Source organism: Adhaeribacter sp., from assembly GCF_057359045.1.
In genome coordinates, this window is sequence record NZ_JBMQUD010000157.1 from 15,266 (window position 1) to 42,093 (window position 26,828).

The 26,828-nt window shown below is 42.5% G+C and carries 21 protein-coding genes; 2 read left to right on the forward strand and 19 right to left on the reverse strand.

Annotated elements, in window-relative coordinates; genetic code table 11:
* The first annotated feature begins 15 nt into the window (after positions 1-15).
* Entirely contained in the window at positions 16-981 is a 966-nt protein-coding gene (gene rfaD, locus ACO1R6_RS24400) for an ADP-glyceromanno-heptose 6-epimerase (protein ID WP_486268323.1), read from the forward strand.
* A 411-nt stretch (positions 982-1,392) separates the two neighbouring features.
* Entirely contained in the window at positions 1,393-2,013 is a 621-nt protein-coding gene (locus ACO1R6_RS24405; protein WP_486268325.1) for an SGNH/GDSL hydrolase family protein, read from the forward strand.
* On the opposite strand, the gene ACO1R6_RS24410 is transcribed toward ACO1R6_RS24405, so the two are convergent.
* The 19 genes from ACO1R6_RS24410 to ACO1R6_RS24500 form a co-directional block, all read right to left on the reverse strand.
* Positions 2,005-5,502 carry a hypothetical protein gene (locus ACO1R6_RS24410; protein ID WP_486268327.1) on the reverse strand — a complete coding sequence of 1,166 codons (3,498 nt, stop codon included), beginning with the start codon at positions 5,500-5,502 and terminating at the stop codon, positions 2,005-2,007. The genes ACO1R6_RS24405 and ACO1R6_RS24410 overlap by 9 nt on opposite strands.
* Before the next feature lie 41 nt (positions 5,503-5,543).
* A complete protein-coding gene (locus tag ACO1R6_RS24415; protein WP_486268329.1) occupies positions 5,544-9,230 on the reverse strand; it encodes a sensor histidine kinase in 3,687 nt (1,228 codons plus the stop codon).
* A gap of 61 nt (positions 9,231-9,291) precedes the next feature.
* The gene (locus tag ACO1R6_RS24420) at positions 9,292-9,684 is read right to left on the reverse strand and encodes a DUF983 domain-containing protein (protein WP_486268331.1); all 393 of its coding nucleotides are present in this window, start codon (positions 9,682-9,684) and stop codon (positions 9,292-9,294) included.
* Entirely contained in the window at positions 9,684-9,935 is a 252-nt protein-coding gene (locus tag ACO1R6_RS24425; protein ID WP_486268333.1) for a hypothetical protein, read from the reverse strand. The genes ACO1R6_RS24420 and ACO1R6_RS24425 overlap by 1 nt, the downstream gene beginning before the upstream one ends.
* A 32-nt stretch (positions 9,936-9,967) precedes the next feature.
* The gene (locus ACO1R6_RS24430; RefSeq protein ID WP_486268335.1) at positions 9,968-10,510 is read right to left on the reverse strand and encodes a DUF420 domain-containing protein; all 543 of its coding nucleotides are present in this window, start codon (positions 10,508-10,510) and stop codon (positions 9,968-9,970) included.
* On the reverse strand, positions 10,497-11,171 hold the full coding sequence (locus ACO1R6_RS24435) for an SCO family protein (RefSeq protein ID WP_486268336.1): 675 nt from the start codon (positions 11,169-11,171) through the stop codon (positions 10,497-10,499). The genes ACO1R6_RS24430 and ACO1R6_RS24435 overlap by 14 nt, the downstream gene beginning before the upstream one ends.
* A 2-nt stretch (positions 11,172-11,173) precedes the next feature.
* Positions 11,174-11,521, reverse strand: a complete 348-nt coding sequence (locus tag ACO1R6_RS24440) for a cytochrome C oxidase subunit IV family protein (protein WP_486268338.1) — start codon at positions 11,519-11,521, stop codon at positions 11,174-11,176.
* Between the two features lie 114 nt (positions 11,522-11,635).
* Positions 11,636-12,382: a cytochrome c oxidase subunit 3 gene (locus tag ACO1R6_RS24445; RefSeq protein ID WP_486268340.1), complete on the reverse strand. Its 747-nt coding sequence runs from the start codon at positions 12,380-12,382 to the stop codon at positions 11,636-11,638.
* A gap of 20 nt (positions 12,383-12,402) precedes the next feature.
* Entirely contained in the window at positions 12,403-12,984 is a 582-nt protein-coding gene (locus ACO1R6_RS24450) for a cytochrome c oxidase subunit 3 (protein ID WP_486268342.1), read from the reverse strand.
* Positions 12,985-12,987: 3 nt separating this feature from the next.
* A complete protein-coding gene (gene cyoE / locus ACO1R6_RS24455; RefSeq protein ID WP_486268344.1) occupies positions 12,988-13,887 on the reverse strand; it encodes a heme o synthase in 900 nt (299 codons plus the stop codon).
* 1 nt (position 13,888) lies between these two features.
* Positions 13,889-14,962, reverse strand: coding sequence for a COX15/CtaA family protein (locus tag ACO1R6_RS24460; protein WP_486268346.1), 1,074 nt, complete (start codon positions 14,960-14,962; stop codon positions 13,889-13,891).
* A gap of 9 nt (positions 14,963-14,971) precedes the next feature.
* Positions 14,972-16,804 (reverse strand): cytochrome c oxidase subunit I, encoded by a 1,833-nt coding sequence (locus ACO1R6_RS24465; protein WP_486268348.1) that lies wholly within the window; start codon positions 16,802-16,804, stop codon positions 14,972-14,974.
* Positions 16,805-16,823: 19 nt separating this feature from the next.
* Positions 16,824-17,888, reverse strand: coding sequence for a cytochrome c oxidase subunit II (locus ACO1R6_RS24470; RefSeq protein WP_486268350.1), 1,065 nt, complete (start codon positions 17,886-17,888; stop codon positions 16,824-16,826).
* A gap of 22 nt (positions 17,889-17,910) precedes the next feature.
* On the reverse strand, positions 17,911-19,188 hold the full coding sequence (locus tag ACO1R6_RS24475; RefSeq protein ID WP_486268351.1) for a quinol:cytochrome C oxidoreductase: 1,278 nt from the start codon (positions 19,186-19,188) through the stop codon (positions 17,911-17,913).
* A 12-nt stretch (positions 19,189-19,200) separates the two neighbouring features.
* Positions 19,201-19,923 (reverse strand): c-type cytochrome, encoded by a 723-nt coding sequence (locus tag ACO1R6_RS24480; RefSeq protein WP_486268353.1) that lies wholly within the window; start codon positions 19,921-19,923, stop codon positions 19,201-19,203.
* Positions 19,923-20,450 (reverse strand): DUF3341 domain-containing protein, encoded by a 528-nt coding sequence (locus tag ACO1R6_RS24485; protein WP_486268354.1) that lies wholly within the window; start codon positions 20,448-20,450, stop codon positions 19,923-19,925. The genes ACO1R6_RS24480 and ACO1R6_RS24485 overlap by 1 nt, the downstream gene beginning before the upstream one ends.
* Positions 20,440-21,861 (reverse strand): NrfD/PsrC family molybdoenzyme membrane anchor subunit, encoded by a 1,422-nt coding sequence (nrfD, locus tag ACO1R6_RS24490; protein WP_486268356.1) that lies wholly within the window; start codon positions 21,859-21,861, stop codon positions 20,440-20,442. Before nrfD ends, ACO1R6_RS24485 begins: the two co-directional genes overlap by 11 nt.
* 36 nt (positions 21,862-21,897) lie before the next feature.
* On the reverse strand, positions 21,898-24,984 hold the full coding sequence (locus tag ACO1R6_RS24495; RefSeq protein ID WP_486268358.1) for a TAT-variant-translocated molybdopterin oxidoreductase: 3,087 nt from the start codon (positions 24,982-24,984) through the stop codon (positions 21,898-21,900).
* Positions 24,985-25,022: 38 nt separating this feature from the next.
* Positions 25,023-26,327, reverse strand: a complete 1,305-nt coding sequence (locus ACO1R6_RS24500; RefSeq protein ID WP_486268360.1) for a c-type cytochrome — start codon at positions 26,325-26,327, stop codon at positions 25,023-25,025.
* Between the last annotated feature and the right edge of the window lie 501 nt (positions 26,328-26,828).

Sequence of the window (26,828 nt, forward strand, 5' to 3'; positions counted from 1 at the left end):
CTTATAACATAAACTATGATAGTAGTAACCGGTGCCGCTGGCTTTATTGGTTCTTGCCTTGTTACCCGCTTAAATGCCGATAATTTTAACGACCTTGTGGTAGTAGATAATTTTTCGGTCGCCAAAAAAGAGGCTAACCTGCAAGGTAAAAAAGTAAAGCTTTTTGTAGACCGTATGGAGTTTCCGGCGTGGTTAGACCAGAACTACGAAGAAGTAGAGTTTATTTTTCATTTGGGTGCCCGCACCGATACGACCGAAACCAACCGCGATGTTTTAAACCTGCTTAACTTAGAATATTCTAAAAAAGTATGGCTGGCCTGTTGCGAGTACCAGATTCCGCTAGTCTATGCCTCGTCGGCGGCTACTTACGGTGCCGGTAAATTAGGCTACGACGACGATGAAAATATTATTGAATTGCTCCGGCCGCTTAATCCTTACGGCGATTCTAAAAATGATTTTGATAAATGGGCTTTGGCCCAAACCGCGAAACCTTTTTTCTGGGCGGGTTTAAAATTCTTTAATGTATATGGCCCCAACGAATACCACAAAGGCCGGATGGCCTCGGTGGTTTACCACGCCTACAAACAAATCTCGGACCGGGGTCGGCTGGAATTATTTAGATCACATAACCCTGATTTTGCCGACGGTGAACAAAAGCGGGATTTTATTTACGTAAAAGACGTAGTAGATATTCTATATTTTTTAATGCACCACCGCCAGAACAGCGGCATTTACAACGTAGGCTCGGGTCAGGCCCGCACTTTCCTGGATTTAGCCTTTAATACCTTTACTGCTATGGGCCAGGAAATAAATATCGATTTTAAAGACACACCCGCCGATATTCGGGACACGTACCAATATTTTACCCAAGCTACCATGGATAAACTGCGCCGCATTGGCTATACCCAACCTTTTTATTCTTTAGAAGAAGGTATCCGGGAGTATGTGCAGGAATATTTAATGCCGGGTAAATATTATTAGAAGTAAAGATAGCTTACCCAAAAAGGCAGCATAAAATATTGCTGGGGGTATGCTGTTCCTGGAAGTAAGATAAATAAAGCGCGGGGGTATATTTTTTCTAATCTTCGACCTTAGCTTGTACCCACACGTGCCGAAAGTAAGCTTCCGGGTAGCTTAAGAATTTTAAAGGTCTGGCTAAACTAACAGAAATCAAATGCATTAGTAGGAATATTTTACCTGAAATGTAAAAAGAAAAGATTTGAATATTTTCCCGTTGATTTAATTAATCTAAAATATACCTGCTTCCCTGCAATTATTTACCGCCACGTAAGCGTATACCAATGCCTGATTTTAAGTATACGTTTTATGTTAAGGTACTTACTTTACCTGTTATTTTTAACTTTATTTTTATTAACGGCCTGTAAAAACAGTATGCCTTTACCCGAAAATACAACCCATTCTTATTTGGCGCTCGGCGATTCTTACACCATTGGGGAAGGGGTACCGGAAGACCAGCGTTGGGGTGTTTATCTGGCCCAAATGCTGCGGGTCGAAGGTGTATCCATCAGCAATCCGGTTACCATTGCTCAAACCGGTTGGACTACCGCCGAATTAATAACTGCGATAAAAGCGGCTAAGCCTCATTCTAATTACCACTTGGTATCGCTGCTGATTGGCGTTAACAACCAGTACCGCGGCCAAAGCCCGGAAATTTACCGTCAGGAGTTTAATGAGTTATTGCAAATGGCCATCCGTTTCGGGCAAAACGAGCCTCAGCGGGTGTTAATATTATCTATTCCGGATTGGGGCGTTACACCATTTGCCCATGACCGGAACCAAGCCCAAATTGCTTCCCAAATAGACACCTTTAATGCCATTGCCCGCGCAGAAGCTCAAAAGGCTGGTATAGCTTTTATCGATATTACCCCGCTTACCCGCCAGCACACGCAAGACTTAAGTTATCTGGCTCCCGACGGCCTGCATTATTCGGGAAAAATGCACCAGGCCTGGGCGCAACTGGCCTTGCCCGCCGCCCGGCATATTTTAAAATAATACCGATACCTGCATCCGGCCCATGTGAATAACATCTAAGCCATTGGGCTTGCGGCCATCGTAATTTACCGAAATATTTAAGCCATTGGTTAGCCGTTGCTGCATAATAAAATTCCAGGTCAGGTTATTGCCTGGCCGCAAGGCATTAAGCATTTCGTAACCAATGGCGGTATTTTCGTCGCCGGTATAGCTTACGTTTATGTAACGCAAGGTGCCCGTTATGGTGCGTTTATTCACCTGACTGATGCGGGATTCCAAGCCTAGTTCATGAAAAATGCCTTTCTCCCGTAATTCAGAAGAACTAAGTAAATTTTGTTTACGCGTATATAAATAAGTACTGGTAAAACGGGTGGCATTGGTGGGCTGGTACGATAATTCCGGCGACAAATCGTAACCTACAATCCGAAAATTTTTCGTGCTTAAATAATTAGATTGGTTTTCGCGGATAAACTGGCTCAGGTTTAATTTGGTACTAACGGCCCGGTTTAAGTTGTAGCGGGTAATAATGGTTTGGGTACTAATATTCCGGACATCAGTACCGTTGGTAAGCAGTACTTTTTGCTGATTTTGCTGAATGGTATATTCCATACCAAAAGTAGGATCGCTGCGATTGTAAAAAAACGTATGCCGAAACGTGTTGGCCAGCGAAATAAGTAAACTGTCTTCAATGTTTAAGCTAAACGGATTAAACCGTTGCCACACCTGCTCATCGGTGGTTTTTTTGTTTATGTTGAGGTAAGTAACCGCCGAAATACGGGAAGCCAGGTTTAGCAATCCGGTTTTGCCGCGCCAGTTGCGGGGCATAGCACTATTGAGCCGGTAATTAAACTGGTTAGTATACGCTTTTACATACTGATCGGAGGGTAAAAAAACTTTAATATGGGTACGAAAGCTGGCATCTGATACCTGTGCCTCAAAATAATCGTTCAGGTTTTGCGGGTTACCCCCCTGAATTAAATAATGCGTACCCTGCCCCGGCGCTACCGCCACAAACTCGTATTGCCGCCGTGCTTCCTGCCCGGTTGCTACGGTGTAAGATAGTTCAGAGCGCAAATGCCGGTCCAGGAAATCGCCCAACCAATTTACTGTAGATAAAATAGCCGATTCGTTTAAACTATCTCGGTTATTAACCTGCCGGTACGTGAGCTGTACATTTAAATCTTGGGTAGTACCTATTTTGGTTTGCAGCATGGCCCGGTAATTCTGGGCCAGGTTGGGTTGCCGCAGTTCGCCGCCCAGGGGTAGCCTATCCTGGCGATACGTGTAATCTAAACTAAATTTGGTAGCGGCTGTATCGTGGCTACGCAGGTAAAAGGTATGCTCATCAAAATACATCGCCGACCGGGTAATGGAATCGGGCTGATTTAAAGAAAAAACCCGGTTTTTATCGAAGCTGTAGGTATAGCCCGGCACCACTTTCCGGAGCGGGTAATTAACATCTACATTGCCCCGGTACCAATCTGAATTACCCGCCAAGGCCGTAGCATCTAACAGAAATAAGCTGCCGCGCAAGTTTACACCTTTTAACTGGTGCGCCACATCCAGGTTATGTTGGATACCGTCTACTTCCGACTGCCGGTAACGGCGGCTCAGGCGGTAACCAAGTAAATTATTAACATCTTTCTGGGCGGCCACCGAAAAATTAAGAATATTATCATTTACCCGGGTAGCCGTTGTTAAAGGTAAACTCCAGTCGCGGTTAAACTCTACATCTCTAAAACGGTCAATCGGCTCAAAGTTGGCATCGGTAAATTCGTAGGTAAGGGTGCTCCGCAGTTTATAATTCCGTAAAAAGGGCAAAGCTTTATCGGTAACCTGGTAACCCACGCGCATGGCCTGGCCATTATCGTCTTTGCTATCTTTCGCCGAAAATTTATTCAGGTCGTGCTCACTAACGGCGGTTTCAAAAAATATATTTGTTTCCTTGTCGAGTTCGTAATTACCGCCCAGGGTGGCCACTTGTTTTTTGCGGGGTGTGGGCAATATTCTTACGGGTTGGTAGCGCCCTTGCCGCTGCCCGTTTACCGGCGGCACATACCGGTACGTGCGCCCATTTACGGTAGTACTTAGTTGCACATAATCGCCCTGGTTTAGGCCCACATCGGTAAACCGAACGGTGTAGTAGCGTTCCAAATCGGGTTGCTGGGTATACACGTAAATATTTACCAAGCTGCCGTTTACCGTTATGGTGGAGTCTTTGTACAATATCAGTTTTTCGTCGTAGGTAGCTAATTGGGCGCCGGAGGTTACCGCCTGGTTTAAGCTGTCGCCCACCGACTGCAATAATAATTTTTCCTGATCGGATAAGCTCAGCAACAGTAAATTATTCTGGTTATCCGATTCGTTGTAAATATTAAAGTTAAGGTGTAGTTTGTTTAAGTCCTGGTAGTGGCTGGCGTGGTAAACCGAACGGTTATAATTTCGCTCGGAATATTCAAAATCAATACGGATGCGGGAATAGCGGGTAATGAGGCGCCGGGTAGTAAACGTAATTTCGGCCTGGTTGTAATCTATTACATAATCAAAATCGAAGCCGCGGGTAAGCAGTTGCCCGTCTAAAAATACCCGCTCGGAGTTAGCCAGAATAATAATATATTTTTCGTTGTTGGGGCCGGGTATGCGGTATGGCCCTTGTACGCCTTCCTGGGGAGTAAGCGCAATAGAAGCAAATTTACCTTTGGCTACCGAAGCCGCCACGGTAGTACTGGAAGCATTTTTAGTGCCTTGCTTGCGGTTTACCTCCAGCGCACCGCCCTGCACATTTTTATAAAACCTTAAAAAGTAAGAGGGTTTGTTTTTTAAAACCACATCGCCGCCGGTAATATTCCATAACCGATGTTGCAGCGTTATAAAAACCCGGTCAAAAGCTTGTAATTGCTGGGTATTGCCTTCGGGCTGAAAAGGAATATTTTGGTCGGTAATGGCCGCAATCATGGTAATTTCGTCGGATAATTTACCTTCGAGTTGCAGGTTAAGGGCCGAGTTTACAAACACATTTTGCTGGTTGCCAAACGAAATACCGCGGGTTACGGTGCCGGTTTTATTCAGGCCCGGCGTACTAAATATTTCTTCTTTCTGTCCGAGGCTCTCGGTATAATAACCACCCGGCAAACGCAGCGAATCGGCAGCGGTTAGTTTACGGCGGTAGCGGGCCAGCGCCAGGTTTAATGGCAAAACCCGGTAACAAACCAGCACCGAATCGGGTTTGGGCGGCGTGGTTATGGTTACCTCTACCTTTATTGAATCTGATTGTTGGCTGTTACTATTTACCGTATCAGGCAGTACGGTTGGTAATGGCGTTGGGGCGGGTAAGTTGGTAAAGGCAAACTGCCCGGTACCGGGATTATAGGTAAAACCCAGTTGCGGATAATTGGATTTGCTAAATGTAATGGAACCCGGCACAATGGTCAAAGAATCCAGTACTACCGCATTGGAGGTAAGTTTTAGCCACTGGCAACGTTTACTGGAGGTTTGGGATAAGGCCGGCAAACTTAACAAGCATACCAGAAAACTTATAACCAGCCGATACCTCATTCCTGTACTAATGGTAATGTAATATAAAAGGTTGTGCCCTCCCCTTCCTGCGTTTCGAACCAGATACGGCCGCCGGCAGATTCAATTCCTTTTTTTGCTACTGCCAACCCAATGCCCGATCCGGTAAATTTAGTACTGAAATTAGGCACAAAAATCTTGTGCTGCACTTCGGCCGGAATACCAGAACCATTGTCGCGGAAGCGGATTAAAGCGTTTTCTTTTTCTTTTTCTAAAGATACTAAAATTTCCGGATGCCTCCCTGCGGGTATGGCCTGCAAAGCGTTTATTATTAGATTATTAAAAGTTCGCATTAAAATATTCTCATCGGCCATTACGGTAAAAGTGCCAGCTTCAAAATTTCTTTCAATACTTACCTCGCCGGGGTTGCTATGCAAATCTAAACATTGTTTTACGATAGAAACTAAATCAATGCGCTCCGGCTTTATATCCGGCAAGCTGGTAAAATTAGAGAAAGACGTAGCAATGTCGCTTAATATTTCTATCTGCGTTATAAGCGTACCCGAAATTTTATTAATCAGCACCTCCAGGTTATCGCGCTTTTCCGAAATAGCTTTTTGCAGATACTGCAAAGAAAGCTTCATGGGGGTAAGCGGATTTTTTATTTCGTGGGCCACCTGCCGGGCCATCTCGCGCCAGGCGGCTTCTTTTTCGCGCATGGCCAACTCTTTTTTATTGTCGTCGAGCTTCCGCAGCATTTGGTTATACTCACTTACCAAAATCCCAATTTCATCGGCCGATTCGTACACCAATTCTTCGTTTTGCCCTGTAAGGGTAGTTTGCTTTAGTTTTTGGGTAACCAATTTTAAGGGTACGGTTAGTGCGCGGGCCGCCCAATTGGTTATGAGCATAAAGGCCAAAAACATCAGCACAAAAATATTCATGATGGTGGTAAGCAACTGAATAAGTTTAGAATCGAGTTCTTTTTCCGAATCAAAAAACGGAATGCCAATAAACCCGTTTATAGCGCCATTTTGGTGTACCGATGGCAACGGTAAATACAGCGCGTTGTACGTAATACTTCCCATTTGTTCCTTCAGCAATATTCGTTGGGCCTGGTTCTCTTTTATATCGGCAAAGGCTTCGGGGTTCATTAACCGCGAAATCAAGCCTTTCTCGAAAATAAGCGGCTGGCTGGAGGTAATTATTCGCCCCTGTGCGTTATACACGTTTATGTCGGCTTCCGATAAATCGGCAATACTGTTTACTTCTTCTCGCAGGGCATCGCGGTTACTTTCGTGGGTAGCCCAGGACCAGGAGTTAAGAATATTTTCTTGCACCAGCCGTCCTCGTTTCTCGTAGGTATCCTGCAAATCGCGTTTGTAAGAGGCCGTAACCAAACTGGCCGTAGCCACACTTACCACCAGCAACGGAATTAAAATACCAAAATTTAAAAACAACTGAATTTTAGTACTAAAGTTGGTATTCAGGGCTTTTTCTAAGCCGCCGCCGGCCATCAGAAAAACCAGAATATACACCAGGAACCCACCCGTATGAATCAGGAATAGAAAAGAGAAATTAGAAATAACATCGTATACGGTATATTGCTCCGTAGAAATCACAATGCGCTTTTCGCCGCTCCGGTAAGCCCAATGATGGAAACCCAGCAACCGCACACCGCTGGTATAAAGGTCTGGGTTATTTAAAAGGTTAAAAGCATGAATGTACTCATACGGGCCTTCGTTGTATTGCAGGGCATTGCCCTGGTAAATGGCATAACTAAATGACCGGCTCGATAAGGGTTGGTAATTACGCTGGTCAACCAATAATTCGGGCACCACGCTGTTGGGCATTAGTTTGGTTAAGTCCAGTTCCAGCGCAATGGTAGCTTTGCTGCCATCGTAGCCTACCAAAGGAATTAATTTTATATACCGCCGCGAGTAAGGCTGGGCATTATCTTTAATCAGATACAAACCTGGGTGTTCGGTTTCAGTGGCCTTGGCCAAATAACTTTGCCGGTATTCGCTTAAAGAATATTGGTTCCCGACTACATCGGCCGCCAAACCAAAAGCATTAAATATTTTAACGCTACTCTCGTATTTATCAAAATAATCGCGCAGGTAATATTTTAATATTTTTTGCTGAATAAGTTCTTTATTTGAAAACGGACTGGTAATTGATTTTTTAATGAGGCGATCCCGTTGAATTTTCCGGGTAATATCTTCGAGCAAATATTCGCCTTCGATATCGCGCTCCAGTACCAGATTAGCCGCAAATTTTTGCTTGTAGCCCAATAACTGCTGGTGATAATCCTGGTACATGGCTAAACTGCCGGCCAAAGCACTTATCGCTATTATCCAGAATATAAATAAATAATTTTGGAAAGGATTAGAAGAAATATTCTTCCGGAAAGGAATAAAAAGTACGGTTAGGAAAAATATTAACGTAAGGCCAAATAAAACTACCAGCACCTGGCCGGTTAAACTGCCCACCAAAGTAATAATGGCCCCCAACAAACTTAACCCAATGATGCGGGGTGTACGGCGCCGGGTTGGTTCTAATATACAGAAGAAGTGCATCAGCAAATACGCAAACACCAGAAACACCACCGTATGGATAACAAACGTAAAGTAAAAAATACCTTTGTATACCGAAAATTGCAGGCTCTGGGTAATATCCATTACCAATAAGGAGTTACTAAAGCCGGTATAATAAATTTGAAAAAGCCACAACAGCAAAACGTAAAATAAACCTACACAAACCAGCTTACTTACCCAGGGTGCCCGCACTGCCAAACCCTCAATAAATGCTTTTGGCCGCTCGCGCCGGAACAATCGTTTAAGATGGAAAGTGAAAATTAGCAGCAACAAAGCGTTCAGCAGCAAATCGCCGATAGACGGTGACCAGAAAGAAGCGGCGAAAAGCCGCGGATTAAATGCTTCAAACTCCCAAACAGAATAAGGCAGGTTAAAGTAAAGAAGTAAAACCCGGATGATGAGTAAGGGCAAAAACAGGAAAATAACTGATCTTAATCCGTGACCCTGCCGTAGCTGCAAAGCACTATTCCCGATTAGCCCCCAGATTAAAGAAATAAGACCAACCAAAATTAACGCCATGGCCGAATGGCTGAATGTAATGGTGTTGTCTTCTTCTGTTTGAACGGAAAAAAGGTATTTGCCTTGGTAAGTAATTTGAGGCAAAGTACTTTCCGGCTCAAAAACAATTTTTATTTCCTGGCCTTTAAATATATCCGGATTCAGGCCAGAACTTAAATATTTGTTGTTGATGCCATAAACCCGCTCGAGTGGTATATAAACTTGTATTTGGTAGTGGTTATAAAAATTATCTACCACTAAAAATTTACCAAATTTATTTTCAATAATCCGCAGGCTATGGTTTAAAAAGTTGGGGCTAAAATCGGTAACTACCGTGTGGTCGGTCCAGAATACAATTTGTCCGTTCCGGAAAATAAAAGTAGGAAAGTACGTTTGGTCGTTGAGCAGATCATGAAAGTTAACGGTGTCGTTGGCTAAATAAGGTTTAACCCGGTTTACATCGCGGTAAGCTTTCCGGACAGCTGCCTGAATTTGTTCCGAAATTTCTGCTACTTTTTTATTACTCTGGCCCGGATGGATAAAATTAACGTAAATATTAAGCACCGCTGCCCCGGCAAAACAGAATAAGGCAATCAGCAAATATTTATAAGAGGTATTCCTGAATTTCAAAGGATTGGTATTTTACACGAAAATAGACAAAAACCGTGCAAAATTGTTTTTTGGCAATAGGTTAATTTACGGGTTTGTCGTAAGCGGGGTCGTAGTGCACACTACCAAAAAAATACAGCATTACTACCCGGGCGTACCGGAACATAAAAGGTGCCGTAAGTAAAATTACCGCTGTTACCGAAACGGCATAAACTTCTAAGGGTGGATCATTGGCTAGAAAAAATAATGCTACGCCTAATATTACTACAATACCTACCGCAAAAGCATAGCTAATATACATGGCGCCCCAGTAAAAACCCAGTTCAATCTCAAAGCGGAATTTACAAACCGGGCAATATTCCGGCATATCATCAAACTTGCGCAGATTAAACCCGGAGTGTGTAAACATATTGCCGCGGTGGCACCGGGGGCACTTGGCTTTCAACATGGCTTTTAAGGTAGAGCTACCCGCCATTATTTTTGCCGATTGCTCCGGTACCAGAGAAAGCCAACTGTACCAGCTAATATATAAGGAATAGCCATTAAGTAAAGAATACCTTTATTCAGGCCTTTTCCTAAATTGGCCAATTTTTCGTCGCCGTTATTTCCTGATGCCGATTCTACCGAAGCCCGGCACATGGCGCATTGAGCTTGTACCGGATTAGCAGCAAAACTTAACACCAAAGTTAAGGCAATCAGCGCTAAAAAATATTTAAGCTTTTTCATATAGCAACTCCTTCTCCTCTTTCAAATTCTGGTTAATAATATGGGGCAATCATAAAATAAACTACCACACCCGTAACCGCCACATATAACCACAACGGAAAGGTCCAACGGGAAATTTTACGGTGGCGTACAAACTGGTTGCTTATAGCAAAATATACGGACAGTAGTACAAAAGGAACGATGATGGCCGCCAGAATGATGTGGGTAATTAAAATAAAATAGTAAATATTTTTTATTAAACCTTTGCCGCCGAAACTGGTGGGAGCCGCCTGGTAATGGTAAATTACATAAGAAATCAGGAAAAAAGAAGACAATACAAAAGCTGTAGTCATGGCAAAGCGATGAAAACGAATATTGCCTTTTTTAATAAAGTTATACCCAACCACCAAAGCTATTGCCGTAAGCGAATTTAATAAGGCGTGTAATTTAGGCAAAAAGGTAACATCTACATCGCCTAATTTACCAGTTTGCGGTACAAACAGCAACAACGCTACCAGTAACGGCACGGCCACCGACAATACCGCAATTAATATTAAATAACGTGTATCGTTTGCTTTTAAACTATTGGTTTGCATTTGTATTTTCTTCCTGCAGTAACACCTTAATTTCCGTTATTAAACGGTCTACATCTTCGGGGCTTGTACCATCGTAAATGCCCCGGACATGTTTTGCCTGGTCTACCAGCAGTAATTTTTCACTATGAATAAAATCGGGTATAATAGAAGGGGCTGGCATAGCCGGCACTTTGTACCCTTCCTGCGCCAACTGATAAATCTGTTCTTTAGGCCCGGTTAAAAAGTACCATTGTTCCGGATTAGCTCCGTACGTATTGGCATAAGCCTCTAATACGGCTACCGAATCGCGCATTGGATCAACGGTATAAGAAACTATTTTTACCTTGGGTTCTGCTTTAAACGCTTCTTGTACCTGCAATAAATTGGAACTCATTTTTTTGCAAACATCAGTACAAGAAGCAAAAAAGAAATTGGCCACGTAAACCTTACCCGTAAAATCTGCCTGAGAAACCAATTTTCCGGACTGAGAAGTTAATCTAAAATCCGGAATTTTATGGAATACCGTATCGCCGTTCCGGATTACCGGATCGCCGGTGTCGGTTATTTCGGGTAAATAACGCGGTAAGGCATAATGGTTGGTACCAAAAACCTTTAAAAACAAATAGGCCAGTACGGGTAATAAAATAAGAATACCCAGTAACAGTACCTTTTTAGGTGACATCTTTATTTAAAATAACTAAAAATGGTATCACCAATATAATTACCCTCGGTAATTAAGGCGATAATTAACCAGATTAACAAAGCAGTAGGCACCAAAATAGTCCAGATTAAACCTTTGGTCTCGTGCTTTAAGTGCATAAACTCGGCTACGATAAAAAAAGCTTTGAATATGGTAAGGATTATGAAAATGATATTCCGTAAAGTACCCGCGTGCATAAAAAATGCAAAAGCAAATTCTATTGCTGTTAAAACGCATAGGATTACAAATACCCGCCAGATACCTTTGGTTTGAGGTTTTGCAATTTCCCCGGTATGATGTTCATCGTGGGCGTGATGCGAATGAGCTGCCATAATATTTATTAGTTATGCTATTTATATAGATTTAAAAGAAAGAATCAGTTCTGGTATGAATAAAGTACATAATCCGTAACTAATTCTTTCTTGCTATTATTTATATGCAATAAATTAAACCAGGTAAAAGAAGGTAAATACAAATACCCAAACTAAGTCTACAAAGTGCCAGTACAATCCTACTTTTTCTACCATTTCGTAGTGGCCTCTTTTTTGGTAAGTACCATTTACAGTATTAATAAATAGAATAATTAAAAGCACAATACCACTAAATACGTGCGTACCATGGAAACCGGTAATAAAGAAGAATAAGTCGGCAAATAAAACAGGGCCATACTCATTCATGATTAAGTTAGCACCAAAGAAGCGGCTTCCATCGGCTAATAACATGCCGGTATCAGTACCGGTAATAAAGTGAGACCATTCCCAAGCCTGACAGCCAACAAAGGTACTACCAAACAAAATTGTCCAGAGTAACCATTTCTGTACATCATTCTTATCCATCCGGTGACCAGCTTCTACGGCTAACACCATGGTAACTGAAGATAAGATCAGAATCATGGTCATTAAAGCCACAAATGCAAGCGGCAAATCTACCCCGTGGAAACCCGGAAAGGCATTAAATACCTTTTCTGGTATTGGCCAGTAAGCCGTAGAAAAGGTAAAATCTTCGGCGGCGCCGGTATAGGCATGGTGCCGATGACGGATAAGGCCGTAAGTTGTTAAAAAGGCTCCAAAAGTAAAGGTATCCGACAGCAGGAAAAACCACATCATGAGTTTTCCATACGATGCCTTCATTGGCTCATTGCCACCATCCCAGGTTCCGGTTCTTGGCTGCTCCAAGGTAGTTGTAGTTGACATAGTTTGTTATGGTAATAGAATTAATGGTTCAAGGTTAAGAAAATGAATAAATAAACCCAAAGGCCGCCTAAAAAATGCCAATAAATGGTGCACAATTCAATGCGCAGCAAATTACGCGAATGCACTTTAAATTTCAGACTCGAAATTAAAACAATTAACAAATAAATTAAACCGGTTACCAAGTGAAAACCGTGTACGCCCGTTAATACATACAGAAAAGAACCGGAAGGGTTTGCATCTGAGCCACCAAAAAACACTTTATTGTTAACCAACTCTCCCCAGGCTTGCCACTGCCCTACTAAAAAAGCAATGCCAAAACCCAATGTAGCCAATAAAAACATTTTTACTTGGGCCAGATTATCTTTCCGGGCCGCATTATAAGCTAGTTGCATAAATACACTACTTATAACCAGAAAGGCTGTATTGATGATTAAATTTTGTGGTAAATCAAACTCTAACCAATTACCTTCTTCTTTCCGGACAATATAGGCACTGGTAAAAGCGGCAAACATCATTATAATACTTATAATAATGAGCCAGAGGGCAAACTTAACCGGATGAACACCCGATGAAGTTTGCTTTTGAATAATTGCACCCGCCATATTTTAAACTTTATCTAACACAAAAGCAATTTGAACAATAGGTAAATACAAGAAAGAACCAAACATAATATTCATGGCTGCTTTCTTGGAACAAGTCTGCATTAGGTAAAAAGTTTGCATTAAAAACAGCACGCCGCATATTACAGCTATAATTGCCGATGTTTGACCAGCCATTCCAAACTGTAAAGGCATCATACCTAATGGAATTAACAATAAAGTATACATCATTATCTGGACGGCGGTTTTCAAATTCTTACCGCCTTCCATAGGTAGCATCCGGAAACCCGCTTTTTTATAATCATCATCGAGTACCCAGGCAATAGCCCAGAAATGCGGAAATTGCCAGATAAATTGTATCCCGAATAGAATACCAGCCTCCCAACCAAATGCTCCGGTAGCGGCAATATAGCCAATCATTGGCGGTAAACCACCGGGTATAGCCCCAACTAATACACAGATTGGCGAAATACGCTTTAACGGCGTATAAATAAATCCGTAAATGATCAAGGAGATCAAAGATAGCGCCGCTGCCAGCATATTAAAATTTAAACCCAGCAACAATAAACCGGCTAAACCCAATATTACAGCATAAACCGCTGCCGCCGAAACAGAAACTTTACTTTGGGCTAAGGGGCGTTTTGCAGTTCGCTTCATTAATTTATCTAAATCCTTTTCCAGAATTTGATTTATAATATTAGCTGAACCTGTTACCATTAAACCACCCAGCATTACTACTAAGGGCTCAAACCATTCGAAATTGCGGTTGCCCAACATATACCCAAAGGCACTGGAGGCAGCTACCGTAAAAGATAACCTAAATTTAAGCAACTGAAGATATTGCTTTACTCTTACCCGCCAATCGAATGCCAACGGCAATTCGCTTTTTATCTCTTCTGCAATCATATCAGGCAACAAGTTTTGCCACCCGCTTATAGCGGGTGGCGTAATAGTAAATTATAAATAAAAAGAACTGAACCCCAAAAATAAGGGTGGCCGTTACTAGGTGCAAAGGTTGTAAAAATGCCGGAATACTCCATTCGGCCATTACTACTCCAAAAACGATTTCCAACACCATTAATGCAACCAGCAATATGAGTAAGCGGTTCACCAATCCGTCTTTTAATTTAAACATCAGGTAAACTAAATACAGATTAACCAACATGACCACGCTGGAAAAAGAGCGGTGAATATAGAATGACACATCTAATTGGCTAATCCAGTTTTGCCGGTTCTGGTAGTTAAAGTCAAAGGCAATCTGGTCAATCATTTCTCTTACCTGGGTACCTAAAAGCGTTTGCAGAAAGGTAAAAACAACCACTAACCCCAGTAAAAAGTAGATAAGTCTGGTTTTAGGAAATATGCGCTCTTGCAGAACTGTATACTGTGAACGAGCAATAGCATAAATTAGTACCCCAACCATTACCAAGGCTAACGCCATATGGATGGTAACCATTACGGGCAATAAATTGGTTGATACCACCAATGAGCCTAACCAGCCCTGAAATATTACCAACAGAAAAGAAAGAACAGATAAATAGACAATTGCCCGGTCCTTTTTAAAATAAGGAAAAGAAAAGAGCAACGTCAGAATAATCAAAAATCCAATGATTACCCCTACCAGCCTGTTAACATATTCAATCCAGGTTTTCTGAACATTAAAGTCAGTCTCCAGGTAAGCCATTGGATGCTGCAGTAATTGTTCAGCAACCTGGTTAAATCCCATACCGCTCAGGTACACGGCCAACCTTTGATTTTTTTGAATTCTTTTATCCCGGTAAACTTCCAGGTAATTATCGGGTAATTGATTAACATCAGTAGGAGGAACCCAACTACCGAAGCATTTAGGCCAGTCGGGACAACCCATTCCTGACCCGGTACTACGGACGATTCCTCCTACCAAGATTAAAAAATATACAGAAGCAATGGTAAGAACTCCTATATTTCTAAACCTTTTAGAACTAAAAGATTTATTTGTCATTCATTTAAGTTAAGCCTGGTCCTTCTCGTAAGGCAGATTAGACGATTGCGTTTGCGAGAAAGGAACATGTTGTGGAATAAAATCTTCTTCAGCGCCTGGCTTACTGTAATCATACGGCCAGCGATAAACCGCCGGAATAGCACCTGGCCAGTTTCCGTGACCCGGTAATACTGGTGTAGTCCACTCTAAAGTATTAGAGCGCCAAGGGTTGGCAGTAGCTCTGCGCCCCCGGAACATGCTGTATATAAAGTTGAAAGCAAAGATAAACTGAGCTAACCAAGCAATAATAGCGGCTAAACTTATATACATGTTAATATTGGCAAAGCTTTGGAATAAATCGAAGCTAGTCCAGGAATAATAACGACGTGGGAAACCGGCTATACCTACGTAGTGCATGGGCATAAACACCATATACACACCAATAAAGGTTAACCAGAAGTGAATGTATCCCAGTTTGTCGTCCATCATCCGGCCAAACATTTTAGGGAACCAATGGTAAACGCCGGCAAACATACCAAAGAAAGCTGATGACCCCATTACCAAGTGGAAGTGAGCTACCACAAAGTAAGTATTGTGTACCTGGATATCCAAAGCCGAGTTACCCAGAATAATACCGGTTAATCCACCTGATATAAAGAGCGAAACAAAACCAATGGAGAACAGCATAGGAACGGTAAACACAATATTACCGCGCCATAAAGTAGCTATCCAGTTAAATACCTTCACCGCCGACGGTACCGCAATAATCAGGGTCAGGAACATAAACACCGACCCTAGGAACGGATTCATACCCGAGACGAACATGTGGTGAGCCCATACAATAAAGGAGAGCAAGGAAATACCCAACATAGAACCAATCATGGCCCGGTATCCGAAAATAGGCTTACGGGCGTTGGTTGCTATAACTTCAGATACAATACCAAAACCAGGTAAAATTACAATGTATACTTCCGGGTGACCTAAGAACCAGAATAAGTGCTGGAACAAAATTGGGCTACCACCTACATTAGACAGCGCTTCACCGGCAACATAAATTTCAGAAAGGTAGAAACTGGTACCAAAACTACGGTCGAACACAAGTAATAAAGCGGCCGATAATAATACCGGGAAAGACAATACGCCCAGAATAGCCGTCAGGAAAAACGCCCAAATGGTTAAGGGCAGTTTTGTCATAGACATACCTTGGGTACGCAGGTTTATAACCGTGGTAATGTAGTTTACCCCACCTAATAATTGCGAAACAATAAACAAGGTCATGGAAACTAACCACATGGTCATACCGCTACCAGAACCAGGTATGGCCTGCGGCAAGGCACTTAACGGCGGATAAATGGTCCAACCGGCCGATGCTGGTCCTGTTTCGAGGAACAGAGATATAAACATAACCACACTGGATAAAAAGAAGAACCAGTAAGAAAGCATGTTCATAAAACCGGAGGCCATATCTCTGGCCCCAATCTGGAGCGGAATCAGGAAGTTACTAAAGGTACCGCTCAAACCGGCGGTAAGCACAAAGAACACCATGATGGTTCCGTGCATTGTAACCAAACCTAAATAAAATTCGGGATTCAGTTTACCGCCTTCAACCCATTTACCTAAAACGGGTTCTAACCACTCCATAGTAGCTTGTGGCCAACCTAACTGAATCCGGAAAATACTGGATAATGCGCCTCCGATAAAGGCCCAGATTATACCGGTAATCAGAAATTGCTTGGCAATTACCTTATGGTCCTGGCTGAAGATATATTTAAAAATAAAATGCTGATCGTGGTGATCATGCTCATCGTGCGCATCATGCGCGTGATGTACATCTTTATGTAAAGTTAAATCAGTACTTGCCATACACTTCTATTAAATAATATTATAACGCTGCTTTTTCTTCAACTGGTTTAACCTCTTCTTTAGCCTTTACAATTGGCTGAGGTTTATTCTCCTGGAATTTCGCTAATAAATCCGGGTTTTGTTCGGCAAAGGATTTTTGCTCAGCCAACCAGGCTTCGTAATCCTCGGGTTCATCAACTACTAGAGTTGCCCGCATGGCAAAGTGACCCCGGCCACAAATCTGATTACATACAATTTCGTATTTAAAATCGGCTTTACCAGTTTCTTCAGCCATTTCAGCGTTAGTTTTGGTTGGAACAAACCAGAACCGCGTTGGCATACCCGGTACGGCGTGCATCTGTATCCGGAAATTAGGCTGATATACGTCGTGGGTAACATCGCGGGAACGAATCCGGAATAAAACCGGCTTACCTTTCGGGATGTGAATATCGCCACTCGACATAAAGATGTCATCTTTGGCATTTGGATCCGATAAGTCTATCCCCAATTCGTTAGTTGCATCAATTAAGGTATGCTTGGCCACCCCCAAAACGTTATCTTTACCAGGGTACCGAACCAACCAGTTAAATTGTTTACCTACAATTTCAACCACTACGGCATCAGCAGGCGCCGGATTGGTAATTTTGGTCCAGGCTTTCCAGCCCGAAAATACCAGCAAAGCCATTACCACTGCCGGTATAATGGTCCAGATAACTTCTAATTTGTTGTTATGCGGATAGTAGTAAGCTCTTTTATCGTCTTGGTACTGGTAACGATAAGAATAATAGAATAATAAAATATGGGTTAGTACAAACACTATTCCCAGAATAGCCATCGTGGTCCAGAACATTTTCTCGATCCAAACTGCGTGCACCGACGCAACAGGGATCATAAAGTCTTTCATAGAATCCTGGAAAGACCAGAAAAATGCGATACCGCCTACAACTAAAAATACCAGAAATAATATGGCATTAACACGGTTGCTGGTACTCACTCTTTTATTATGCGTACCCCGAAAAATAGAACTTAAAGTCTGAATCCGGAATAGTAAGTATAGTATTACACCGAAAAGCGCTAATGCAAAAAGTATTGCGAGAGTAATCATTATATTTTATTAAATGTTCAGGTTACACATGATGATGAATTGCTTCTTCCAAGAACGGATGATTTACCGGCACTAAAGGGGTACTGGTTAATCTTCTGGTGAACAAAGTTAAGAAAAGGCCTAAGAATACCAGAAGCGTTCCTAATTCTATTAAGCCAAATCCACTCTCACCGCGCAGTGTTCCAGGCATAATCATCATATAGAAATCCATCCAGTGACCGAACAGAACTACTATACAAACAATTTTGAGCATGATCATCTGGCGCTTGGCATCTCTTGTCATTAATACCAAGAACGGGAAAGCAAAATTTAATAACAGGTTTGCAAAAACAATCCAGGTATAATGATTATTGTAACCATGTAAACGCTCCTGGAAATAAACAACTTCTTCGGGTAAGTTGGCATACCAGTAAAGCATAAACTGCGAGAACCACAGGTAAGTCCAGAATATGCTAAACCCGAATATAAATTTACCTAAATCGTGCAAATGGTTAGCATTTAACATTTTCAGATAACCTGCTTGTTTCAGGAAAATAGCTGTTAAGGTAGTAGCTGCTAAACCAGATACAAACCAGCTGGCAAATACATACCAGGCAAATAAGGTACTAAACCAGTGCGAATCGATGGTCATCACCCAGTCCCAGGCCGCGATGGAAGAAGTAACCCCAAATACTACCAGGAACATGGCCGAAATACGGATACTCTTGTGATAATATTCGAGGCCGCCGTTTAAATCTTCTTCTAATGATTGCTTGCGTAACCACCAGGCAAAGAAAGTCCAGGCCGCAAAGAATATAACCATTCTGATTAAGTAAAACGGTTGGTTCAGGAAGCCTTCTTTCCCGGCAATGATGGGGTCGTAATTAGCATTGTCTTTTATATACAGCGTCTCGTCGGTCCAGTGAAATATTTGGTGTTTACCCAATAAAAAAATCACGAGCATAATAATACCACCAACCGGAATATAGACCGTTAAAGACTCCAGGATACGTTTAATAGGCACGGACCAGCCGGCATAAGCCACGTACTGTACGGCTGCAAAGAATAACCCAATTACCGCGATTCCGGAAAAAAATACATTGTTAAGCCAAAGATTAGAAAACAACCGGTTAACCCAGGTTATGGCATGGTGCCCGCCGGCAGCAGCCGCTTCGTGTTCTTCTCCATGTCCGCCCCCATGGCCCCCGCTACTGTTCATGGTAATAAATATTCCCACTATCAATAATACCAGGCCTAATCCTATCAAAAACAAGAACCGGTTACTTGTTCTTTTTGAGATACTTAGTCTTTCTTCTATCATTATGTGTAAAAGTTATTCTTGAGCCTTATTTATATCTTTTGTTGCTCCGGCATTTTCCGTAGCCCCTCCCGATGGATTAGTTGTACCGGTTACTTCGTTTGTATTATTATCGGTGGATGCGTTTTGGGCATCTACGTTCAATGTCTCGGTTAAAACCTGGTCTTGTAAACCTTGTAGTTCAGCCCGAACATACATAGCTATTTTCCAGCGTTCTTCCGGATTTATTTGTGTACCATGCGGCATCATACGGCCTCGACCATTGGCAATTACGTGGTAAATATGGCCCAGCGGCACAGCCTTTAACCTGTCTTGGTTTAAGTTAGCTACACCTTTAAATTTCTGGCCTACCAACCCATCTCCTTGTCCTTCAGCACCGTGGCAAGGCGTACAAAAACGGGCATATAGTACTTTTCCGTCTTCAATATTGGCTGCAGTACCTGCTATCGGATTTTTCAGCCTGGCGGCAGCAATTTCTACACTATCTTTGGGTATATGATTGTAATAACCCAATTTGCCGCGGGCAATGGTATTCTGAGCCGGCGTACGCATGTTCAGACCACCCGGATTTAATTTATTTTTATCTACCTGTTTCAGCGCTTCGTAGGCTACATCATCGTACATCTGCGGCGCATACTGCGTACCTGTATCGTTTGGTCCTGGCGTACAAGAGAAAAACAATGCTGCTGAAAAGGTAAATACTGAAGCAGCTGTTCCTATTTTTTTTATCGTGTTCATTATTTAGCTACCTCCTTTTCATTTACCTCAATGGCGCCATTATCACGAAGCAAGGTGTTTAATTTATTTATGTCGGTTACTCCTTCTTTTACCTCAATGGCCATAATAAACTTATCATCCGTAGAGCGCACATCCATTACCGGTACTTTTAACCGGGGGTACAAACCCGAAATAATTAAAAAGGTAATTACCATGCCGTGGGCGGTAAACAATACTGTTAGCTCAAAGCTTACTGGAATAAAAGCAGGTAAAGCAATGTGAGGTTTACCGCCGATAATCATAGGCCAATCGAAGCCTAGCATGTAAATCTGCATCCACAAGGCAAAAGACAGACCGGTTAAACCATACAAAAAGGCAGCAATTGGTAACTTAGAGCGTTCAATGCCCAGCGCATCATCAATACCATGTACCGGATACGGCGAAAAAACGGTATAAATTTTAGTTCCAGCCGCTCTTATGTTTTCAATGGCGTTTAGTAATATATCTTCATCATCATAAACGCCTAGGATATATTTCTTATTTGTCATGGTGCGCTTGGTTATTAGGTGAATGTGCGTGCATTGTTTTAGGAGTGTGCGAATGATCTACCCCAGAAGATGATTTTAAAATGGTTTTAACTTCAAACATATTCACTACAGGGAAATATTTGGCAAACAACAGGAACAAGGTAAAGAACAAGCCTAATGTACCAACATAAATACCTACGTCAATAATGGTAGGCGAGAACATAGCCCAGCTAGATGGTAAAAAGTCGCGGTGCAGCGAGGTAACAATAATCACAAAGCGCTCGAACCACATACCAATATTTACGAAAATGGAAATAATGAACGTAGCCACAATACTTCTTCTGATTTTGCGGAACCAGAACAGCTGCGGGGTAATTACGTTACAGGTCATCATAGACCAGTAAGCCCACCAGTAAGGTCCCGTAGCCCGGTTAATAAATGCATATTGTTCGTATTCAACCCCAGAGTACCAGGCAATAAAGAACTCAGTAATATAAGCCACACCCACAATAGAACCGGTCAGAATAATTACCTTGTTCATCGACTCAATGTGCTCCAAAGTAATATAATCCTTCAGGAAGAATACATCACGGGTGATAATCATGAGGGTTAATACCATTGCAAATCCGGAGAAAATCGCACCTGCCACAAAGTAAGGCGGGAATATAGTGGTATGCCAACCCGGAATTACCGATGTAGCAAAGTCCATGGATACAATGGTGTGTACCGAAAGTACAAGCGGTGTAGAAACGCCGGCCAGAATAAGCGAAACGGTTTCGTAACGTGACCAGTGTTTCGCCGAGCCTGTCCAGCCAAAGCTTAACAAAGCGTAAGCCCGGCGGGCAATAGGGCCAGTCGCCCGGTCGCGGATAGTAGCAAAATCTGGTATCAGACCTAAGTACCAGAAAACAAGTGAAACTGAAAAATAAGTACTAATCGCGAATACGTCCCATAACAGCGGGGAGTTAAAGTTTACCCACAGCGAACCAAATGTATTCGGTAAAGGTAATACCCAGTAAGCCATCCAGGGCCGGCCCATGTGCAATACCGGGAACATAGCCGCACATATTACCGCAAAAATGGTCATCGCTTCGGCTGCCCGGTTAATAGAACTTCTCCATTTTTGCCGGAACAATAAAAGAATGGCCGAAATAAGGGTACCCGCGTGACCAATACCTACCCACCACACAAAGTTGGTGATATCCCAGGCCCAGTTTACGGTTTTATTTAATCCCCATTCGCCGATACCAAACCACAAGGTCCGGTATACAGAATATATAAAAATACCCAGGAAGAACAAAGCTACCGCCAGAGCGATCGCCCACCGAATATTGGGTTTAGCTTCTACCTGTCTGCTCACATCTTCTGTGATGTCATGGTAGGTCTTCCCTCCTGTTACTAACGGTTCCCTTACCGGAGATACATGTTGCATAAGTTATTCTCGATTTTTTATTTTTTAATTCAGCCGCTAAGCGTTTGTCGTTGTTACGTTATTGTTTCTGATTTTGGTCAGATAAGTGACATTGGGTTGGGTATTAAGTTCTTCCAGTACGTGGAATGCTCTTTCCCCATCTTCACGACGCAATATTTGAGACACCTGGCTGTTTGGATCTTTCATATCCCCGAAAATAATGGCATTCGTCGGGCAAGACTGGGCACACGCTGTTACAATTTCACCGTCTTTCGGACGACGCTTTTCTTTTTTTGCTTCCAGTTTACCCAATTGAATCCGTTGTACGCAGAAAGAGCATTTCTCAATAACGCCCCGTGCTCTTACCGTTACATCTGGGTTCAATACCATCCGGCCTAAATCAGTATTCTGCTGGAAGTTTTGTACTGCAAATTTCTCGTTATCGTTGTAAGCGAACCAGTTAAACCGACGAACTTTATATGGACAGTTGTTTGCGCAATAACGGGTACCTACGCAACGGTTGTAAGTCATTTGGTTTAAACCTTCGCTGCTGTGGGTTGTTGCTAAAACCGGACAAACTGTTTCGCAAGGTGCGTGGTTACAGTGCTGGCAAAGCATTGGTTGGAAAATAACCTGCGGATTATCAGAAGGCTCTTCCATGGCCTGGTAAGTGGCAATGGTACCCAGGTCTGAAGTATCTTTGTGGGTATCGCTGCTATAGTAGCGGTCTATCCGCATCCAGAACATTTCGCGGCGGTTTAATACTTCTTGTTTACCTACAATTGGAGTATTATTTTCAGAAGCACAACCCACTACGCAAGAACCACAACCTATACAAGAGTTCAGGTCAATAACCATTCCCCAATGGTGATTTTGGTATTCATAATCGTACCACAACGACACTTTAGACGGTGTCTGCGGACCATCGGGTGTAGCAATTTTTATATACTCAGTTACTTCTTTCGGGTTTTTCTGGTAATCAGCTAAAGACGCCTCCTGTACCACCAAACGATCCATAATGGTGTGGTGGGTCTGGGTTTGCGCGATTAATTTTTCAGAACCGGTTTTTTCCAGTTTAACATTATTCAGGTAAACAATGCCATTAGCATTTACCGTAGCCAGCGGGTAAGCATTTACCCCCACCTGGTTGGCTACCAAACCAGCTTGCGTACGACCGTATCCGATAGCAATACCTACGGTATTTTGTGCCTGACCTGGCTGAATCAAAGCTGGTAATTCTACAGTTTTTCCGTTGACGGTAGTTACCCGGATTACATCATTCTGCTCTACCCCCATTTCTTTGGCCAATGAGCGCGGCATAGTTAAATAATTATCCCAGGTAGCTCTTGAAATTGGGTCTGATAACTCTTGTAACCATGGGTTATTTGCGGCTTCTCCGGTACCAATAGCCGCTTTCTGGTAAACAACTAATTCCAGACCACGGTTACCGCGTGCCACTTGGTTAATTCCTACCGAAGCCGCAGCTAAGGTCATGGGAGCCGCAGCGGCAGCAGTATTAGCCTGACCGGCCGAAGAAACGCCTTCTAAAACGCCATCATGAACGGCTTTATCCCAGAAAGCATCAAAATCGTTGCCCTGGGCATAATTTGTACGCCAGTTCCGACGGATATAATCATAGTAATTTGTTTTATTTCCGGTCCAAACCAGTAAACTATCCTGGGCCTGGCGGGTACTGAATAAAGGCGAAATGGTTGGCTGCGATAAACTCAGGAAACCCTTACGTGGTTCAAAATCATTCCAAGACTCTAAATAATGATGGTCTGGCGTGATGTAATTAGCATAAGAAGCAGTCTCGTCTATCCGATCGGCAAACGAAACGGTTAAACCTACTTTCTTTAAACCACTAATTACCTGGTCGGCCTGCGGATGGTTATAAGCCGGGTTGGCATTATACAGAATTACCGCCCCAACAGCGCCGGAATTCATTTCATTTATAAAGCGCAACATCTGGGTGTCGTCGCCTTGTTTGGTATAAATAGGGGCAGCGGGGTTAATAGTAGTTCCTTCGCTACCTAAAAGCCGGTTAATTTCCCGTACCAGGGTTTGAACTGCTAAATCATTAGAACCCGATACCACCAAAGCAGCACCGCGGTTAGCTAATAAATCGCGGGCAGCCGCAGCAATTTGTTTTGTTTGAGCAAATGCAGGAGTATTAATTACCTGGCCACCGGCACCCTGGGCTATCTGGTTGTACAGCGCTGCTACGGCAATTCCTTCTTCCGATGGTTTAATAGGCACCCGTACATCGGCGTTTGCACCACTCAAGCTCAAGGTTGACTCAAATTGGTAATGCCGCGACATATTAGGGTTATCTTTGGTTACTTTGCGGTTGGTAATATATTGTTTCGCAAATTCAACCTGGCTTAGCCATGGGCCAATAAAATCGGCACCGAAACTTACAATGGTTTTAGCTTTACTAAAATCGTAACCCGGTATAGCACCACCATTGGCTTTAATTAAAGCCGAAGCCGAATACGGATCGTAAACTACGTGTTCGAACGATGGGAAACGGGCGCCAAACTCCCGGATAACTTGTTTGGTAGACGGGCTGATTATTGTAGTAGATAATACGACTACTTTACCGGTTACCTGACCTAAACGGCTGGCAATTTCCTGATCTACTTGTTCCCAGGTGGCTTTTTCGTGGGTATTGCCTTTCTTAACCACCGGTCCTTGCAAACGAACGGTATCGTACAGGCTAAGCACCGAGGCTTGTCCGCGCGGGCTTAAACCACCCCGGGTAATGCTCGATTGCGGGTTACCTTCTACTTTAATCGGACGACCTTCGCGGGTTTTAACCAAAACGCTGTTATAATCGCCATCCGTGAAATAAGTAGAAGCATACCAGTTTGGAATACCTGGGTCTACTTCTTCTGGTTTGTTTAAGTACGGAATTGCTTTCCGAACCGGGGCCTCGCAGGATGCCAAGGTTGCGGCAGCCATACCAAAGCCTAATAATTTCAAGAAATCGCGACGGGGCGCTACTTCTGAATTATTTGTACCCGAACCATTTTTATCTTTTACCGGCAGAAACTCCGCAAATTCATTTTGTGAATTTTTAATAAATTCCGGAGTGTTTTCGAGCTCTTCCAGCCCTTTCCAGTATTTTATTTTTTCTTGCATATTATAGATAGAAAACTCAGATGCTTTTTAATATAAGATTAGTAGTGGCACTTAGAGCACTCAGTTCCACCATTAGAAGATACGGTAAAGGCTGCTCCCTTATTAGCTTTATCGTGTAGCTGAACCAGCTTATCGTAATAAGCGTTGTCCTGGGTATTTAAAGGTTGCTCGCGGTGGCAGTTTATACACCAGCCCATCGTAAGCGGCGAGAATTGGTAAACCACATCCATGCTTTCAATTGGTCCGTGGCAGGTCTGGCACTCAATACCACCTACTTTGGTGTGCTGCGAGTGGTTAAAGTAAGCCAGGTCCGGCAGGTTGTGTACCCGCACCCATTCTATTGGCCGGTTTTTCTCAATGGCAGTATAAATCTTTTTGATTTCCGGCGATTCTTTTTGTATCTGACTGTGGCAGTTCATACAAATATTAGCCGAAGGAATATTGGCATTTTTGCTTTTGTAAACACTGGTGTGGCAGTAATTACAATTAATCTGGTGCTCACCGGCGTGCAGTTTATGCGAGAAGGCAATAGGCTGGCGAGGCTGGTAACCTTGCTGTAAACCTACCGCAAAGGTTTCTTCAATTACAGTATCGAGTATTACTACGGCAAATATTAATCCTACAATTACCTGAACCGCTCTTGATTTATATACTTTAGAAAAATCGAACCGCTGATCTACTATTTCCAAATCGTTGCCATCCAAATCTTTTTTACCTTTCAGGTAATCTTTCATCAGGTTAGCAATAATCAGGAGCGTAATAACCATTACAATCAGCACCACGATTAAGGCAATCAGCACAATATTCAGGTATTTACCAGCATCTGCTCCAATGCTTGCCCCACCCGGGCCATCGGTTGCAGCGGCAGCTGCCTGGTTATTGGCCGGGCCTCCGGTTGGCGCCGAAGTTGCATTAGCGCTTTCTACCTCTATATATTTAACAATAGAAGTAATTTCTTCGTCCGATAAAGCAAAGCTAGGCATTTGCTGCTTGTCGTACTCGTTAAAGATCTTTACAGCATATTCATCGCCGCTCTGCACCATTTTACTGGAATTTCTAATCCAGTTAATGAGCCAGGGCATTTTATGCTTTTTGTGGGTATCTTTTAACGCCGGGCCAACTACCTTTTCGTTGATAGCATGACAAGAGGCACAATTATTCTTAAATAATGCAGCCCCGGCTTGTACTTGAGCATCATCTCCACCTGCCTCACCTCCTGCCGTTACACCGTCTTTACTAACAGAAGCCTGTTCGCCTTGGGCATAAGAAGAAAAAATGGTTAAAATAGATAGAAGTAGCGCTAGAATTATTGGGTTTATTTTGTTGGATTTACAGCTAATCATTGTTTAGATCGCTTTTTTTAGTAAGGTGAAACTACATTTCGGGCACAAATCTACTATGCGATTCTTATTATTCAAACATAATATCTCATAATTTTGGAGTACTAAAGGCATTAGCAAGGGATTTGCTTTTAACCTACTGATTTTCATAGAGAAAGGTGCTAAAAAAGCTTTATTTAGAATGTTTTTAAATTAATAGTTATATAGGTAAACCTAGAAAATGGTAAAAATCTTTAGGCAAACGCAGGCCTTTTATATTATATATGTATAGCGTTATTTATATCTGCATGATATTTATCAGTTTTTCTGGTTTAAATTTTGCACATACTTCGGGTTTAATTAATTATTAAGGCTGTTAAGTGCTTATCTGGTTAAGATGCAACGGCTTATATTTTTATCTTTTTGTGTTACAAATAATTATTCTTATATTTGCCCCCTCATTTAAAAAATAATTATTCGACAACCTAATGGAATTAAAAAATTATGAAACGGTCTTCATCCTGA